Here is a 14995-nt window from a genome sequence, read left to right as displayed (position 1 = left end):
CGTGGCCGCGACGGTCACCGCGCTGCCGCTCGCGCACCTGCGTGAGCGCACGAGCGAGAAGTGGCGGGAGTATCCCGAGGATGTCCTGCCGCTGTTCGTCGCGGAGACCGACTTTCCGCTCGCACCGGCAATCACCGCGGCGCTGGAGCGTGCTGTGCGCGAAGGCGACACCGGGTACGTCGCCTCGCGCACGCCCTTGGCGCAGACCTATAGCGATTTCGCGGCACGCCGGTTCGGCTGGCAGGTCGATCCTGCTCTGACGCGTTCCACGGCTGATGTCAGCATGGGTATCGTCGAGATCCTGCGCCGAGTGATCGCGCCCGGCGACCGGGTCATCGTGAACCCGCCGGTGTACCCGCCGTTCTTCGACCTGGTCACCGAGGCCGGAGGCGTGGTCGAACGCGTTCCACTGCGCGACACCGGCGCCTCGTGGGAGCTCGACCTCGAGGCCATCGAGCGCGCGCTCGAGGACGGCGCCAGGGCGGTCCTGCTGTGCAACCCGCACAACCCCACCGGAACCGTGCACGCCGCGAGCGCCCTCGACGGGCTGGCACGACTCGCGGAGCGCTACGGCGCGACCGTCGTCTCCGATGAGATCCACGCCCCGCTCGCGCAGCCCGAAGCCGCGTTCACGCCGTTTCTCGCCTCGGGCGAGGCGGCACGGGCCGTCGGCTACGCGGTTGTGAGCGCCAGCAAGGCATTCAATCTCGCGGGGCTCAAGTGTGCGCTGATGGTCGCCGCCACCCCCGAGCGCAACGCCCTGCTGCGGGGGCTGCCCGCCGAGGTGGAGTGGCGGACCGGGCAGTTCGGTCTGCTGGCATCCGTCGCGGCACTCTCTCCCGAGAGCGATGACTGGCTGGATGGGCTGCTGGTGACGCTCGACGCCAACCGTCGCCTGCTCGGAGATCTGCTCGCCGCGCAGCTTCCCGAGGCCCGGTATCGGATGCCGGATGCCGGCTATCTCGGCTGGATCGACCTTGCCGGCTTGGGCTGGGGCGATAACCCCGCCAAGCGGATCCTGCGCGAGGGGCGTGTCGCCCTGCACTTCGGCCCCGCCTTCGGGGCGGAAGGGGCCGGTCACGTGCGCGTGAACTTCGGCACCAGCCCCGAGATCCTCACGGAGGCGATACGCCGGATCGCTTCGCTGCGATGAGCGAGACGGCAACGGCCACCATCTGGGACAGGTACCGCCTCGGTGTCACCCTGGGGGCGGTCGCCCTGATCTTCCTCGCCGCGCTCGAGTCGCTCGCCGTCACAACCGTGATGCCCGTGGTGAGTGCCGCGCTCGACGGGGAGGCGCTGTTCGCTGTCGCGTTCGCGGGCACGCTCGCGACGAGCGTCATCGGTATGGTTGCCGCCGGTGCCTGGTCGGATGCCCGCGGTCCGCGCGGTGCCCTCTATGCGGCAGTCACCCTCTTCCTCCTCGGCCTCGTGATCTCGGGCCTGGCCACGAACATGTATGTGTTCTTGATCGGCCGGCTCGTGCAGGGGCTCGGCACCGGCGGGCAGACGGTCGCCTTGTACGTCGTGGTCGCGCGCCTGTATCCGGCGCAGCTGCACGGGCGCGTGTTCGCGGCCTTCGCCGCCGCATGGGTGGTGCCGTCGATGATCGGCCCGTTCCTGGCCGGAGCGGTCGCCGAGTTCCTGCACTGGCGGTGGGCGTTCCTCGGCGTCGCGGTACTGACCGCCATCGCGTTCGCGACAGTCGCGATTCGCTTGCGCGGGGTCGACCTCGGTGGGGGAGAGGGAGGTATGGGCAGGGCCGTATGGCAGCGGCTCGGCCTGGCTTCTGTGGTGGCTGCCGGTGCTGTCGTGGTCGGTTTCTCGGCCGATCTGGATGATCTTCGCCTCGGCTGGGTGATCGCCGCTGTCGCGATCGTCGTGATCGCTGTGGCGGTCAGGCCGCTCCTTCCTCCGGGAACATTGCGTGCCCGCCCGGGACTGCCGAGCGTGGTTCTGCTGCGCGGCATTGTTGCCGCAGCCTTCTTCGCGGGCGAGGCATACGTGCCGAATCTCCTGATGAACCGCTTCGCCTTCACGCCCACGTGGGCGGGCATCTCACTGATGCTGGCGGCCCTCGCGTGGGCCGGCGCATCGGCGGTGCAGGGCAGGTACGGCGACCGGCTCGGCAACCTCCGCATCGCCCTCATCGGGACGGCCCTGGTCGCTGCCGCGTTGCTGGCCGTTCCGCTCACCGTGCTGCTCGGCTGGTCGCCGCTGGTGATCGTGCTGCTGTGGACCTGTGCCGGCGCGGGCATGGGTCTGCTGTATCCCCGCCTGACAGTGCTCACGCTCGCCTATTCGCACGAGCGGGACCAGGGCTTCAACTCCTCCGCGCTGTCCATCTCGGATTCCGGGGGCTCCGCTGTCTTCATCGCGGTCGTGGGATTGGCCTTCGCCAGCCTGGGTGGCGAGGGCGGTGCGTACGTGCTCGCCTTCGGTATGTGCATCGGCTTGCTGGTGGTCGGGCTGATTCCGAGTGGACGTCTCGGGCACGGAGCGGAGCGGGTGTGAGCGCCGCTCCGCAGGTGCGTGGTCGTCTCGTCGACGAGCAGACGCGGTGCGCGCACTATGCCGGGCCGCTCGACGTGGTCGCGATCCGCTTCGCGTGCTGTGGGGACTGGTACCCGTGCTTGCACTGCCATGAGGCGGATGCCGGGCATCCGATCCAGCCGTGGCCCGCGGATGCCGCCGATCGGCATGCCGTGCTCTGCGGTGTCTGCCGTACGACACTGTCGATCACCGAGTACCGCTCGGCAGTCGGATGCCCCGCGTGCGCTGCGCCGTTCAATCCGGGGTGCGTGCTGCACCACGCGGTCTACTTCACTGTGTGAGACCGCCAGCGGGGGAGCGCAGCCCCGCGAGGAAGGTGCGGATGCCGGCGTCGAAGGTGTTCTCGATGCTCCCGCTCGGATCCTGAGTGCCCTGGTCGGCGGCTGCGCCGTGACTCTGTGCGTGCAGGCGCTGCTGAACGAGCAGGGTGTGGCCGAGGATGAACTGCAGAAGCACGTCGGCGCCTTCCTCGGCATCGGGTCCGGCGCCGAGCGCGGTGACGAGAACGTCGCGGGCGCGCCCTGAGCCGAGGCCGAGGGCATGCGTGCTCATGACGACCTCAGCACCGTCGCGGTAGGTCAGCAGGGCGTCGCGCACCGACTGAGCCGCGGCGAGCGCGCGCTCGGGCTCGACTGTCGCAAGCGTGTCCGGGATGCGCGCGAGGATGCGATCGGCGACAGCGGCGAGCAGCTCCTGCTTGCTGTCGAAGTGCCAGTACAGAGCGCTCGGTTGCACACCGAGTTCGGTCGCCAGACGCCGCATCGACAGGTCGGGCAGGCCGACGCGATCCAGCAGATCGAGGGCTGTGTCGACTACTCCGTCACGATCATGTCTTGTCGGGCTCATGATGCGAGTATAGTGAACGCCGTTCAGGTGAACACTGTTCAGGTGAACGGTGTTCACTTAGCCCCTCACACCCTCAGGAGTCCAGAAATGACGGAGAACCGCCGCCCCCTCGGCAGTGATCTCGCCCGTATCGCGGTGTTCGCCGCGCTCATCATCGTGCTCGGCATGGTCACGATTCCGCTGCCCGGGGGCGTGCCGATCACCGGACAGACACTCGGCGTGATGCTAGCCGGTCTCGTGCTCGGTGCCCGGCGCGCTCCTCTTGCCGTGCTGCTCGTGCTCGCCCTGGCGGCCGTCGGCCTGCCGGTGCTCGCGGGCGGGCGAGGCGGGCTCGGCGTGTTCGTCGGTCCGACCGCCGGCTACCTCCTCGGCTGGGTCGCCGGCACGATCGTGATCGGACTCATCGCCTACAGCGGCCGGTTCACGTGGTGGCGCGCGGCGATCGCCGCCGTCGTCGGCGGCATCGGCGTGGTGTACCTGTTCGGCATCCCCGTGCTCGCCGCCGTCACCGGGATGCCGCTCGGCGCCGCCGCCCTGTCGAACGTGGTCTTCCTACCCGGTGACCTGCTCAAGGCCGCCGCGGCAGTCGTGCTGGTCGTAGCGCTGGCTCGCGCCTACCCGCGCGCCCTTGCGGACCGAGCTTCGGGTCGGCTCGCACCCATCGTCACTGCCGAAGCGGCGCGTGCGTCCTGAGCCCGCGGCCGCGTCACCGGTGCCGCCCGGGCCCGGTGACGCGGCGATCTCGCTTCGTGGCGTCGAGGTCGTCGCCGACGGCCGCACGTTGCTGAGCGATGTGTCGCTCGACCTGCACAGTCAGCGGATCGCGGTGATCGGTGCGAACGGCTCGGGCAAGTCGACGTTCGCACGGCTGCTCAACGGCACCCGGCGGCCCAGTGCCGGGAGCGTGCGAGTACTGGGCCTCGATGCCACGCGTGACGCTCGCGCTCTCCGCGGTCGCGTCGGGTTCGTGTTCACTGACCCTGCCGCGCAACTGCTTATGCCCACACCGATCGAGGATGTCGCCCTGTCGTTGCGACATCTGCCCCGCGCCGAACGGACGGCTCGATCCGCAGAGGTGCTGGCCCAGCACGGGCTTGAGGCACATGCCGACGCTCCCGTGACGACGCTCTCTGGCGGGCAGCGGCAACTCCTCGCGATCGCCTCGGTACTCGCGACGTCGCCCGAACTCGTCATCGCCGACGAGCCGACCACCCTGCTCGACCTGCGTAACGCGCGCCGCATTGCCGAACTGCTGCTCGGCCTCGAGGCCCGCGTCGTCATCGTCACACACGATCTCGAGCTCGCCGAACGCTGCGATGAGGCCGTGCTGTTCGAGGCGGGGCGCCTCGCCCACCGGGGGCAGGCAGCTGACGTCGTGGCTCACTATCGGCGGATGCACGCATGATCTCCGCCTACCGGGCCGGCAGAGGGCCGCTGCACCGTCTGCCCGCCGGGGCCAAGCTCTCGGCACTGGCGATCAGCGCGTGCGCGCTGTCGCTCTGGCATCCGGGTGCGATGGGTATGACTCTCGCGTCGCTGGCGGCCACGGCCGTGCTGTGTCTCGCCGTCGGTGTGGTGGACGCGGCGCGGGTCTGGTGGCGGCTGCGCTGGCTGATTCTCGTCTTGGGCGGTGCGTTATGGCTTTTCGTCGGGGCTGAGACCGCGGTGGTGAACACCGCGCGCGTGGTGGCGTTGCTGGTGCTGGCCGAGGCCGTCACGCGTACGACGAGGATGGAAGACCTCCTTGAGGTACTCCGGCGCATCCTGCGACCGCTGCGTCGTGTCGGTGCCGATCCCGAGACGGTCGCGCTGGGGCTCTCGCTCACGATCGCCATGGTCCCGGTGATCGAGTCCTTCGCCACGCAGGTGCGTGACGCGCATCGCGCGCGAGGCGTCCGGCTGGGCCTGCGAGCGGCTTTACCCCTGTTGGTGATGACGCTGCGTCATGCCGATGAGGTCGGAGACGCACTCATCGCGCGGGGCATCGCGCGGTGAACGGATGCAGGCATGGCTGCCAGCGTCAGAGCCCGGGCCATGCCGCTCATTCCCTCACGGGTTACCTCGGGCGGTGCGGCGTGTTGCACAGGGGGCGCGACGAGCACCGTCTCGCTCGGGACACACATCCCTCTGACGTACCGACTGCGTCATACCGCAGGGGGGCTTCGCAGGCTGCTGATCCGCTGCGATCTATACTGAGAGGCTGGCCCCTCGGCCACACCACCCCCCCTGACGAAACGGACACCTGCTGTGCTCGCCGTGCACGAACTAGAGATCCGCGTGGGAGCACGCGTCCTGATGTCGGACGTGTCGTTCCGCGTCGCTGACGGCGACAAGATCGGCCTCGTCGGGCGGAACGGCGCCGGCAAGACCACGCTCACCAAGGTGCTGGCCGGTGATGTGCTTCCCTCCGAGGGCAAGGTCACCCGTTCGGGTGAGCTCGGCTATCTGCCACAGGACCCCCGATCCGGTGATCCCGAGATGCTCGCTCGCACGCGCATTCTCGACGCGCGAGGCCTCGGATCGCTGCAGCTGGGCATCGCGCAGGCATCCGTCGACATGGGATCCAGCGATGAAACCGTCGCGGCGAAGGCGATGAAGAAGTTCGCCAACCTCACCGAGCGCTTCGAGGCACTGGGTGGCTACGCGGCCGAGGCCGAGGCGGCGTCCATCGCCAACAACCTCTCACTGCCCGACCGCATCCTCGACCAGCCGCTGAAGACCCTCTCGGGTGGTCAGCGTCGCCGCATCGAGTTGGCGCGCATCCTCTTCTCGGACGCGGGCACGATGATCCTCGACGAGCCGACCAACCACCTCGACGCCGACAGTGTCGTGTGGCTGCGCGAATTCCTCAAGGGATACAAGGGCGGGCTGATCGTGATCAGCCACGATGTCGAGCTGGTCGGCGAGACCGTGAACCGGGTGTTCTACCTGGACGCGAACCGCCAGGTCATCGACATCTACAACATGAACTGGAAGAACTACCTCAAGCAGCGGGTGGCTGATGAGGAGCGTCGTAAGAAGGAGCGCGCCAACGCCGAGAAGAAGGCCACGCAGTTGCAGCTGCAGGCGGCCCGCTTCGGGGCGAAGGCGTCGAAGGCCGCGGCCGCGCACCAGATGGTCGCCCGCGCCGAGAAGCTGCTCGCCGGCCTCGATGACGTGCGGCAGGAAGAGCGGGTCGCCAAGCTGCGCTTCCCGAAGCCTGCACCGTGCGGAAAGACGCCGCTCATGGCATCCGGTCTGTCGAAGTCGTACGGGTCGCTGGAGATCTTCACCGATGTGGATCTCGCCATCGACCGAGGCTCCAAGGTCGTCGTACTGGGGCTGAACGGTGCAGGAAAGACGACGCTGCTGCGGATCCTCGCGGGCGTCGACAAGCCCGACACCGGGCAGCTCGAGCCGGGACACGGCCTCAAGGTCGGCTACTACGCGCAGGAGCACGAGAACCTCGACGTCGACCGTTCGGTGCTGGAGAACATGGTCTCGGCCGCGCCACACATCACCGAGACCGAGGCGAGGAAGGTACTCGGATCGTTCCTGTTCACCGGTGATGACGTGCTCAAGCCCGCAGGCGTGCTCTCCGGTGGCGAGAAGACGCGCCTGTCATTGGCGACGCTCGTCGTCTCCTCGGCGAACATGCTGCTGCTTGACGAGCCGACCAACAACCTCGACCCCGCCTCGCGTGAGGAGATCCTCGGTGCCCTCGCGCACTATGAGGGCGCTGTGGTGCTCGTCTCTCACGACCCCGGTGCGGTGGAGTCCCTGAACCCCGAGCGAGTGCTCATCCTGCCCGACGGCGTCGAGGACATCTGGAGCAAGGAATACCAGGACCTCATCGAGCTCGCCTGAGGTTCTGACCTCGGGCGGCCTGTGGCCGGGCACCTGTGGGGAGGAGAACTCCGTGTGGGGAGGGCCCGTGCCCGAGAATCCTCCTCCCTACGCTGCGAACTCCTCCTGAGCGGATCCTCCGCCGACGGCATCCGCCAGCATCCGCCGCGGGTCAGCGCTGGGCATCGAGGAGAGCATCCTCATCGTCGGCATCCCGGTCGCGGCGCCTCTTGGCACGCACCGGGCGCTCACCGGCGTCTTCCTTGGCCTTGGTGATCTCGGTGCGGATGACGTAGCCGATGAACGCGAACCCCATGATCGCGAACAGGATCCATTGGATCGCGTACGACAGATGCGGTCCCGGGTCGTCGGTGGGGGAGCTGAAGCCGCCGAGCGGTTCAGAGGTCGCGGGATCCTCGGAGATCAGCTGACCATAGGCGCCGGTCGCGAGGTCATCGTCCACGAGTGCGGCCACCGTGGGCAGGTGGATCGTCGGGACCTGTCCTTCGGGAGCCCCGCGCCCGGATGCCGGAAGCTGTTCGGTCGGGCGCAGGCGGACGATCACCGTGGCGTCGCCGGTCGGGGGAGCGGGCACGGCATTCGGGGCGTCGCCGTCGCCGGGTGGCACCCAGCCGCGGTCGACCAGCACGACTAGTCCGCTCTCGTCGCGGAACGGCACCAGCACCTCGAACGCGCTCGTGCCGCCGTGCGGACGGTTGCGTACGAGCACCTGCTCGTCGGCGAGATACTCACCGCGGAGCTCGACCGGATGCCACTCGTCACCGGGGTTCAGCGTGTCGCCATCACCGAGCAGGGACGCGACGGGCACGGGTGCGGCATCGTAGTTCTGCTCGACCAGGGCGATCTGGCGCGCGCGCTCCTCGTTGCGATCGAACTGCCAGTGCGACAGGAAGGCGCAGCCGATCGCGAAGGCGATCGCGACGAGCACGTACACGCCCCACCGCAGCATCCGTTGACTCACTCGGGCAGCCCTGCTTTCACCTCGACGGGGAAGTCCCGCGCGCGCAGGTACTCACTGAGGAACTCGACGTGCTCATCGCACGCCAACCAGACCTTGCGGCGATCCGCAGAGTGGATCCGCGGATTGCGCCAGATGACCTGGTACGTGGCGCGCGCGCGGCACGACGCGCGGGAGCACTCGAGGGTGTCGCTCGCCGTCACGTGTCGTTCCGCTTCTCCTGAACCGTCCAGACATCGGGCGACGCGGGAGGGGAAGCGGATGGGACGGAGGACGTGATTTCGAGCTGCGGTGACTCCGCCTGCGTCTCGATGCTGTCGCTGCCCGCGTTCGCGAAGACGACGGCGATGTAGGGCAGCACGGCGGCAGCAATCGCGAGCACCCAGGTGTACCAGCCGTAGGGCTGGATCAACGCCATCGCCAGGAAGCACGCCATGCGGATGCCCATGGTGAGGGCATACCGGCGCACACGATGTCCCGCCTCATCCTGCGGCGCCTGCGGCAGGGAGGTCAGGGAGGGGGCTGAACGGGTGCGTTTCACGGTAGTTCCAGCCTACGCCGCGATAGCGACGTCGGATGCCCGATCTCGAACGACGACCGCGTTTCAGGAGAAGCTGAACGGGAGCGCGACGAGCCCGAACATCAGCACCGAAACGAGCATGATCGCCGCAAACGCGACGCCCAATACCACCGGCACGTATCCCATGATCAAACCCGCGATGGCCATGCCCTTGCCGCCGAGATCGGGCCGCTTCTTCAGCTGCGACAGTGCCATGTGCCCGAGCACGACGGCGGCGATCGGCACGAGCATCGGAACGATGATCCAGAAGCCGAAGGGCACGACCAGGATGCCGGCGATGCCACAGATCAGCGCGGCCAGGGCCAGGCCACTCGACGGGCGCGGCGCGACGAAGGGCTGGCCCGGGTACGGCTGCACCGGATAGGGCTGCGCCGCGTACGGCTGAGCCGCATAGGCGGCGGGGTGCTGAGGAGCGTAGGCGGTCGGCTGTACGGCGCTACCGGGATGCTGCCCGTACGGCTGAGGTGCGTACGGTGCGTACGGCTGCTGCCCGTACGGTGCGCCGGACGCGGGCGGCACGTACCGAGGCTGGGCCGCCGCCGGCAGCGGCGGAATCGGATACGGCAGCGTCGGATGCGTCGTCTCCGGCGGTGCCGCGGGAACGATCGGAACCGTCGGTTGGGCGTCTGCCCAGGACGGATTGTCATTGCTCATGCTGCCCCCGATCCGGCGCGGCCTCCCACAGCCGTCCCCGTCAGCGTGTCAGTGCGCGGGTGCGCTGTCAAACGGATGCCAGCGCCGCGCCGATAGGATGACCGCAGCCCTCTTCGACTGACTGGAGCCCCCATGAACGCTGAACGCGTCGTCCTCGTCACTGGCGGAAACCGCGGCATCGGCCGCGCCATCGCGGAGCGTTTCGTCAAGGAGGGGTACAAGGTCGCCGTGACCGCGCGCAGCGGTGCCGGTCCCGAGGGCACTCTCACGGTGCGTGCGGACGTGACGGATGCGGCAGCCGTGGATGCGGCGTTCAGCGAGGTCGAGCGAGAGCTCGGACCGGTTGAGATTCTCGTCGCGAACGCCGGCATCACCAAGGACACCCTGCTGATGCGCATGAGCGAGGACGACTTCGACAGCGTCGTCTCCACCAACCTCGGCGGCTCGTTCCGCGTCGTCAAGCGGGCATCGAAGGGGATGCTGCGCGCCCGTTTCGGCCGCGTCATCCTCATCTCCAGCGTGGTCGGGCTGTATGGCTCGGCCGGCCAGGTCAACTACGCCGCATCGAAGAGCGCGCTCGTCGGCTTCGCTCGATCACTGACGCGGGAACTCGGCGGCCGCGGAATCACGGCGAACGTCGTGGCGCCTGGGTTCATCGAGACCGACATGACCGCGGAGCTGCCCGAAGAGACGCAGAAGCAGTACAAGGCGAACATCCCCGCCGGGCGTTTTGCGACAGCCGACGAGGTCGCCGGTGTCGTGACCTGGCTGGCGGGCGACGACGCAGGGTACATCTCGGGTGCCGTCATCCCCGTCGACGGCGGCCTCGGCATGGGCCACTGATCGCGCGGATCAGACGCCGCTGTTCGGGCGATCGATCGCCTCGAGCAGCAGCCGGTTGAGGGTCTCTGGCACGGAGAACTGCGGCCAGTGGGCCGATCCGATGCGCACCACCTTCACGTCACGGAGGGCACGGTATTCCTCGCCGTACGGGCCCCACTCGTCGATCATGCTCTCCAGGGTCGGCTGATCGAGCGCGCCCATCAGCATGGTCACCGGGACGGCGTGTCGGCGGGGGTCGGTGAGCCGGATCGGGTCGGTCGGTACGCGCGCGGGCACGGACAGGGTGAGCGGCGCCGTTTTCTCGCGCAGCTGCGCGTCGAGGTCATGCACGTCTTCTTCGGGGAAGAAGTCCCACCCTGGGAACGGGATCACCCCGTCGACCACCTCGAACTCGCTGATGCCACTGCCGGGAGCGGGCGGGATCGTGTCGACGAAGATCACCCTCGCGACGCGGTCGGGGCGCGCATCGGCTGCGCCCCAGGCCACGTTGCCGCCGCCAGAATGGCCGACGAGCACGACGGGGGCGTCGGCTGCATCGATGAGCGCCGTGATCGCGTCGACCCAGTCGGCCATGCCGAGGTCACCGCTGACCGCGGCGGGCTCGCCCACGCCGGGCAGCGTGACCGCCTGCGCGTGATGGCCGGCATCGCGCAGCGCTGTCGTCACCGGGCCCCATGACGACGCGTCCAACCACAGCCCGGGAATGAGAATGATGTCCATGCCGCGACGTTACTCGTGGCGTCGGACATCGACCCTGCGCCATGGCAGGACGGGTCACGGCAGGAGCGGGATGACCTCGCGCAGATCGACTGGCCCGATCACCAGGCTCGCGGCAGCACGCACGGCCGGCTTCGCGTTGAAGGCGAGTCCGAGGCCCGCGGCCTCCATCATCCTCAGGTCGTTCGCGCCGTCACCGATGGCCAGCGTGGCACCAGGGGCGACCCCCAGCTCCGCGGCCCAGGTGCGCAGCCAGTGCGCCTTCGCCTCGGCATCCACGATCTCGCCCTCGACCGCACCGGTCAGCACGCCGTCGGCGACGGCGAGGCGGTTGGCGCGCCACCGGTCGACGCCGATGGGCGGCGCGACGTGGTCGAGGATCTCGTGGAACCCGCCCGAGACGACGCCGACGACGCCGCCCCGCTCGTGCACCGCGGCCGTGAGCTCGTGCACGCCCGGCGTCGGTTCGACGCGAGCCCGCACACGCTCGAAGGCCTCGACGGGCACGCCGCTGAGCGCCGACACGCGCGAGCGCAGGCTCGTGGCGAAGTCGACCTCGCCCCGCATCGCCGCTTCGGTCGCCGCTTGCACCTCGGCGCGTCGTCCCGCCTCGTCGGCGAGCAACTCGATCACCTCGTTGCGGATCAGCGTGGAATCGGCATCGAGGACGACGAGGAAGCGCGCAGCAGTCACCCGTCGAGCGTAGCGGTCAGCGACCCACCCGGAATCCCTTGCCGACGACGGTGATACCCGAGTCGGTGACGGTGAATCCGCGTTCGAGGTCGCGTTCGCGGTCGACACCGACAGTGGCACCGTCTTCGAGGATCACGCTCTTGTCGAGCACCGCCCGATGCACCCGGGCTCCCTGCCCGACGAGCACCCCGTCGAACAGCACGGAATCGGTGATCGTCGCGCCGCCTGCCGCAAGCGTCCCCGGGCCGATCACGCTGCGCTCCAGATGCGTGCCGGAGAGCACCGAACCGGGCGAGACGATCGAATCGATCGCATTGCCGATACGCCCGACCGCGTCGCGCACGAACTTCGCCGGAGGGGCATTCACCGTCTGGGTACGGATCGGCCATGCCGTGTTGTACAGGTTGAAGATCGGCAGCGTGGAGATGAGATCCATGTTCGCGTCGAAGAACGAGTCGATGGTGCCCACGTCGCGCCAGTACGAGCGGTCGCGCGGCGACGAGCCCGGCACGTCGTTGAGCTTCATGTCGTAGTACGCCGCCTCACCGCGTGAGACGAAGTAGGGGATGATGTCGCCGCCCATGTCGTGGTTCGAGTCGGTGAGCTCCCCGTCGGCCGCGACCGCCGCGACGAGCGCGTCGGTGTTGAAGACGTAGTTACCCATCGAGACCAGCACCTCGTGCGGAGAGTCCGGCAGTCCCTCGGGGTCGGCCGGCTTCTCCAGGAAGGCGCGAATGCGTCCGGAACCATCGGGCTCGGCATCGATGACGCCGAACTGCGAGGCCAGCGCGAGGGGCTGGCGGATGCCGGCGACGGTGGCTGCGGCACCCGACGCGATGTGCGCGTCGACCATCTGCTGGAAGTCCATCCGGTACACGTGGTCGGCACCGATGACGACGACGATGTCCGGCTTCTCGTCGACGATGAGGTTCATCGACTGCAAGATGGCGTCGGCCGAGCCCGAGAACCAGCGCTTGCCGAGACGTTGCTGGGCTGGCACGGAGGTGACGTACGAGTCGAGCAGGGCAGACATGCGCCAGTTCTGGGTGACGTGCCTGTCCAGGCTGTGTGACTTGTACTGGGTGAGGACGACGATCTGGCGCAGACCGGAATTGATGAGGTTCGAGATCGCGAAATCAATCAGTCGATACTGCCCGCCGAAGGGCACGGCGGGTTTCGCCCGATCCGCCGTCAGGGGCATGAGCCGCTTGCCCTCGCCTCCGGCGAGAATGATCCCGAAAATCTTCTTACGTGCCGACATGGCTCCACCCTAGGGGGCGAACGCGCGGATGCACTACCGTTCAGTCATGCGCGTCGACATGATTACAAAGGAGTACCCGCCGGAGATCTACGGAGGGGCAGGAGTGCACGTCGCAGAGCTGGTCGCTGCTCTGCGCGAGAGCATCGATGTGCGCGTGCGCGCCTTCGGTGCAGAGCGGGCCGAACCGGAGACCTGGTCGTATCGCGCGCCGACGGAGCTCGACGGCGCCAACGCCGCTCTGCAGACCCTCGGAACCGACTTGCTCATGGTCGGTGACGTCGCCGGAGCAGACCTGGTGCACAGTCACACCTGGTACGCGAACTTCGCCGGTCACCTCGCCTCGCAGCTGCACGGCATCCCGCATGTGCTCACCGCGCACAGCCTGGAGCCGCTGCGTCCGTGGAAGGCCGAACAGCTCGGCGGCGGCTACGCCGTCTCCAGCGGCATCGAGAAGCTCGCTTACGAGAATGCCGCCGCGATCATCGCGGTGAGCGCCGGCATGCGCGACGACATTCTGCGCAGCTACCCGCAGGTCGACCCCGCGCGCGTGCGGGTGATTCACAACGGCATCGACGTCGAGCGCTGGCATCCCGTCGAGAATGCCGCGTTCTTGCAGAGCATCGGCATGGATCCCGATCGCCCTTCGGTGGTCTTCGTCGGGCGCATCACCCGCCAGAAGGGTCTGCCGTATCTGCTGCGGGCGGCGCAGCAGCTGCCGCCGGAGGTGCAGCTCGTGCTGTGCGCCGGCGCCCCGGACACCCCCGAGATCATGGCGGAGGTGCAGGAGCTGGTGCGGCTGCTGCAGCAGACCAGGGACGGCGTCATCTGGATCGAACGGATGCTCCCGCGCGAAGAGCTCTCCGCCATCCTCACCGCGGCCACGACCTTCGTCTGCCCCTCGGTGTACGAGCCGCTGGGCATCGTCAACCTTGAGGCCATGGCGTGCGGCGCTGCCGTCGTCGGCACCGCCACCGGCGGCATCCCCGAGGTCGTCGATGACGGTGTCACCGGTCGCCTGGTGCCGATCGAGCAGGTGCAGGACGGCACCGGAACGCCCGTGCACCCCGACCAGTTCGTGGCGGATCTCGCCGCGGGGCTCACCGAGGTCGCGATGGACCCGGCGCGCGCCATGGAGTACGGTGCGGCCGGTCGCGAGCGTGCGCGGCAGGAGTTCAGCTGGGGCGCGATCGCCGACACCACGCGGTCGCTCTACGCGGAGCTGACCGACTGAGCGGATAGGCTGGCGGCATGCCGAACGCTCTTGAATTCACCGATGTCGTCGTGCGCCGCGATGGGCGCGACATCGTCGATCATGTGACCTGGAACGTCTCGGATGACCAGCGCTGGGTCATCCTCGGACCCAATGGTGCGGGCAAGACCACGCTGCTGCAGCTCGCCGACACCCTCATGCACCCGACTTCGGGAACGGTGCAGGTGCTGGGGGAGACCCTCGGGCGCTCAGACGTGTTCGAGATCCGCCCTCGGATCGGGTTCGCGTCCTCGGCCATGGCCCGTCGCATCCCGCGCGATGAGACGGTGCTCAACACGGTGCTCACTGCGGCGTATTCGGTGACCGGTCGCTGGAACGAGAGCTACGAGGGCATCGACGAGCGTCGTGCCCAGCGGGTGCTCGCCGAGTGGCACCTCGAGCACCTCGCTGACCGACTCTTCGGGACGCTCAGCGACGGCGAGCAGAAGCGCGTGCAGATCGCCAGGGCGGTCATGACCGATCCCGAGCTGCTGCTGCTGGACGAGCCCACCGCCAGCCTCGACCTGGGTGCGCGCGAGGAGCTGCTGCACCTTCTCAGTGGCTACGCGGCCTCGCCGACGACGCCTGCGATGGTGATGGTCACTCATCACGTGGAGGAGATCCCGGTCGGGTTCACGCATGTGCTGTTGCTGCGCGAAGGGCGCACGGTTGCTGCCGGCCCGATCGCTGAGACGCTCACCGCTGCAGCCTTGAGTGAGGCTTTCGGCATGCCGATCCAGCTCACCGCCGACGGCGGACGGTACGCGGCTCGCGCCGAGTGAACACGGATTGATC

Annotated in this window: 18 protein-coding genes; 10 read left to right on the top strand and 8 right to left on the bottom strand. The window is 68.6% G+C overall.

Going from position 1 to position 14995, the window contains the following annotated elements; genetic code table 11:
* The first annotated feature begins 1 nt into the window (after position 1).
* The 3 genes from WDU93_RS09930 to WDU93_RS09920 are packed head-to-tail and all read left to right on the top strand — an operon-like array spanning position 2 to position 2834.
* A complete protein-coding gene (locus WDU93_RS09930; protein WP_337320124.1) occupies positions 2-1153 on the top strand; it encodes a MalY/PatB family protein in 1152 nt (383 codons plus the stop codon).
* Entirely contained in the window at positions 1150-2514 is a 1365-nt protein-coding gene (locus tag WDU93_RS09925) for an MFS transporter (protein WP_337320121.1), read from the top strand. The genes WDU93_RS09930 and WDU93_RS09925 overlap by 4 nt, the downstream gene beginning before the upstream one ends.
* Entirely contained in the window at positions 2511-2834 is a 324-nt protein-coding gene (locus WDU93_RS09920; protein WP_337320118.1) for a CHY zinc finger protein, read from the top strand. The genes WDU93_RS09925 and WDU93_RS09920 overlap by 4 nt, the downstream gene beginning before the upstream one ends.
* Here the strand turns inward: WDU93_RS09920 and WDU93_RS09915 are convergent.
* On the bottom strand, positions 2824-3399 hold the full coding sequence (locus WDU93_RS09915; RefSeq protein ID WP_337320116.1) for a TetR family transcriptional regulator: 576 nt from the start codon (positions 3397-3399) through the stop codon (positions 2824-2826). The two genes, WDU93_RS09920 and WDU93_RS09915, sit on opposite strands and share 11 nt — an antisense overlap.
* A gap of 87 nt (positions 3400-3486) precedes the next feature.
* Between WDU93_RS09915 and WDU93_RS09910 the strand changes: the two genes are divergently transcribed.
* The 4 genes from WDU93_RS09910 to WDU93_RS09895 all read left to right on the top strand — a co-directional run bounded on the left by WDU93_RS09910 (position 3487) and on the right by WDU93_RS09895 (position 7245).
* Positions 3487-4092 (top strand): biotin transporter BioY, encoded by a 606-nt coding sequence (locus WDU93_RS09910; protein ID WP_337320114.1) that lies wholly within the window; start codon positions 3487-3489, stop codon positions 4090-4092.
* The gene (locus tag WDU93_RS09905; protein WP_337320111.1) at positions 4082-4804 is read left to right on the top strand and encodes an energy-coupling factor ABC transporter ATP-binding protein; all 723 of its coding nucleotides are present in this window, start codon (positions 4082-4084) and stop codon (positions 4802-4804) included. Before WDU93_RS09910 ends, WDU93_RS09905 begins: the two co-directional genes overlap by 11 nt.
* The gene (locus tag WDU93_RS09900; RefSeq protein WP_337320110.1) at positions 4801-5394 is read left to right on the top strand and encodes an energy-coupling factor transporter transmembrane component T family protein; all 594 of its coding nucleotides are present in this window, start codon (positions 4801-4803) and stop codon (positions 5392-5394) included. The genes WDU93_RS09905 and WDU93_RS09900 overlap by 4 nt, the downstream gene beginning before the upstream one ends.
* Before the next feature lie 252 nt (positions 5395-5646).
* The gene (locus WDU93_RS09895; protein ID WP_337320108.1) at positions 5647-7245 is read left to right on the top strand and encodes an ABC-F family ATP-binding cassette domain-containing protein; all 1599 of its coding nucleotides are present in this window, start codon (positions 5647-5649) and stop codon (positions 7243-7245) included.
* A gap of 151 nt (positions 7246-7396) precedes the next feature.
* On the opposite strand, the gene WDU93_RS09890 is transcribed toward WDU93_RS09895, so the two are convergent.
* The 4 genes from WDU93_RS09890 to WDU93_RS09875 form a co-directional block, all read right to left on the bottom strand.
* Positions 7397-8206, bottom strand: a complete 810-nt coding sequence (locus WDU93_RS09890) for an SURF1 family cytochrome oxidase biogenesis protein (RefSeq protein ID WP_337320107.1) — start codon at positions 8204-8206, stop codon at positions 7397-7399.
* A complete protein-coding gene (locus WDU93_RS09885; protein ID WP_337320104.1) occupies positions 8203-8406 on the bottom strand; it encodes a hypothetical protein in 204 nt (67 codons plus the stop codon). Before WDU93_RS09885 ends, WDU93_RS09890 begins: the two co-directional genes overlap by 4 nt.
* Positions 8403-8744, bottom strand: coding sequence for a DUF3099 domain-containing protein (locus WDU93_RS09880; RefSeq protein ID WP_337320101.1), 342 nt, complete (start codon positions 8742-8744; stop codon positions 8403-8405). The genes WDU93_RS09885 and WDU93_RS09880 overlap by 4 nt, the downstream gene beginning before the upstream one ends.
* A gap of 63 nt (positions 8745-8807) precedes the next feature.
* Positions 8808-9437, bottom strand: a complete 630-nt coding sequence (locus tag WDU93_RS09875; RefSeq protein WP_337320098.1) for a DUF4190 domain-containing protein — start codon at positions 9435-9437, stop codon at positions 8808-8810.
* Positions 9438-9569: 132 nt separating this feature from the next.
* On the opposite strand from WDU93_RS09875, the gene fabG reads away from it, so the two are divergent.
* Complete coding sequence (gene fabG, locus WDU93_RS09870; RefSeq protein WP_337320096.1) at positions 9570-10280, top strand: 3-oxoacyl-ACP reductase FabG; 711 nt, start codon at positions 9570-9572, stop codon at positions 10278-10280.
* A 9-nt stretch (positions 10281-10289) separates the two neighbouring features.
* On the opposite strand, the gene WDU93_RS09865 is transcribed toward fabG, so the two are convergent.
* From WDU93_RS09865 to WDU93_RS09855, 3 genes are read right to left on the bottom strand one after another with little or no spacing between them, the layout of a single operon-like run.
* Positions 10290-11000: an alpha/beta fold hydrolase gene (locus tag WDU93_RS09865; protein ID WP_337320094.1), complete on the bottom strand. Its 711-nt coding sequence runs from the start codon at positions 10998-11000 to the stop codon at positions 10290-10292.
* 54 nt (positions 11001-11054) lie between these two features.
* Positions 11055-11690, bottom strand: coding sequence for a phosphoserine phosphatase SerB (gene serB / locus WDU93_RS09860; RefSeq protein ID WP_337320091.1), 636 nt, complete (start codon positions 11688-11690; stop codon positions 11055-11057).
* Between the two features lie 16 nt (positions 11691-11706).
* A complete protein-coding gene (locus tag WDU93_RS09855) occupies positions 11707-12951 on the bottom strand; it encodes a glucose-1-phosphate adenylyltransferase (RefSeq protein WP_337320089.1) in 1245 nt (414 codons plus the stop codon).
* Positions 12952-12997: 46 nt separating this feature from the next.
* Here WDU93_RS09855 and glgA point away from each other — a divergent pair, with 46 nt between their 5' ends.
* Together glgA and WDU93_RS09845 are read left to right on the top strand one after the other, a co-directional pair.
* Positions 12998-14182, top strand: coding sequence for a glycogen synthase (glgA, locus tag WDU93_RS09850; protein WP_337320086.1), 1185 nt, complete (start codon positions 12998-13000; stop codon positions 14180-14182).
* Positions 14183-14199: 17 nt separating this feature from the next.
* On the top strand, positions 14200-14982 hold the full coding sequence (locus WDU93_RS09845; RefSeq protein ID WP_337320083.1) for an ABC transporter ATP-binding protein: 783 nt from the start codon (positions 14200-14202) through the stop codon (positions 14980-14982).
* The last annotated feature ends 13 nt before the right edge of the window (positions 14983-14995 follow it).

Source organism: Microbacterium istanbulense, from assembly GCF_037204145.1.
Classification (GTDB): domain Bacteria; phylum Actinomycetota; class Actinomycetes; order Actinomycetales; family Microbacteriaceae; genus Microbacterium; species Microbacterium istanbulense.
This window is presented reverse-complemented; position numbering and strand designations above follow the sequence as displayed.

Excerpts from the sequence above, each read along its gene's own strand:
- WDU93_RS09925 (WP_337320121.1), top strand. The coding sequence starts at position 1,150 with ATGAGCGAGACGGCAACGGCCACCATCTGGGACAGGTACCGCCTCGGT.
- WDU93_RS09915 (WP_337320116.1), bottom strand. The coding sequence starts at position 3,399 with ATGAGCCCGACAAGACATGATCGTGACGGAGTAGTCGACACAGCCCTC.
- WDU93_RS09910 (WP_337320114.1), top strand. The coding sequence starts at position 3,487 with ATGACGGAGAACCGCCGCCCCCTCGGCAGTGATCTCGCCCGTATCGCG.
- WDU93_RS09900 (WP_337320110.1), top strand. The coding sequence starts at position 4,801 with ATGATCTCCGCCTACCGGGCCGGCAGAGGGCCGCTGCACCGTCTGCCC.
- WDU93_RS09875 (WP_337320098.1), bottom strand. The coding sequence starts at position 9,437 with ATGAGCAATGACAATCCGTCCTGGGCAGACGCCCAACCGACGGTTCCG.
- fabG (WP_337320096.1), top strand. The coding sequence starts at position 9,570 with ATGAACGCTGAACGCGTCGTCCTCGTCACTGGCGGAAACCGCGGCATC.
- WDU93_RS09865 (WP_337320094.1), bottom strand. The coding sequence starts at position 11,000 with ATGGACATCATTCTCATTCCCGGGCTGTGGTTGGACGCGTCGTCATGG.
- WDU93_RS09855 (WP_337320089.1), bottom strand. The coding sequence starts at position 12,951 with ATGTCGGCACGTAAGAAGATTTTCGGGATCATTCTCGCCGGAGGCGAG.
- glgA (WP_337320086.1), top strand. The coding sequence starts at position 12,998 with ATGCGCGTCGACATGATTACAAAGGAGTACCCGCCGGAGATCTACGGA.
- WDU93_RS09845 (WP_337320083.1), top strand. The coding sequence starts at position 14,200 with ATGCCGAACGCTCTTGAATTCACCGATGTCGTCGTGCGCCGCGATGGG.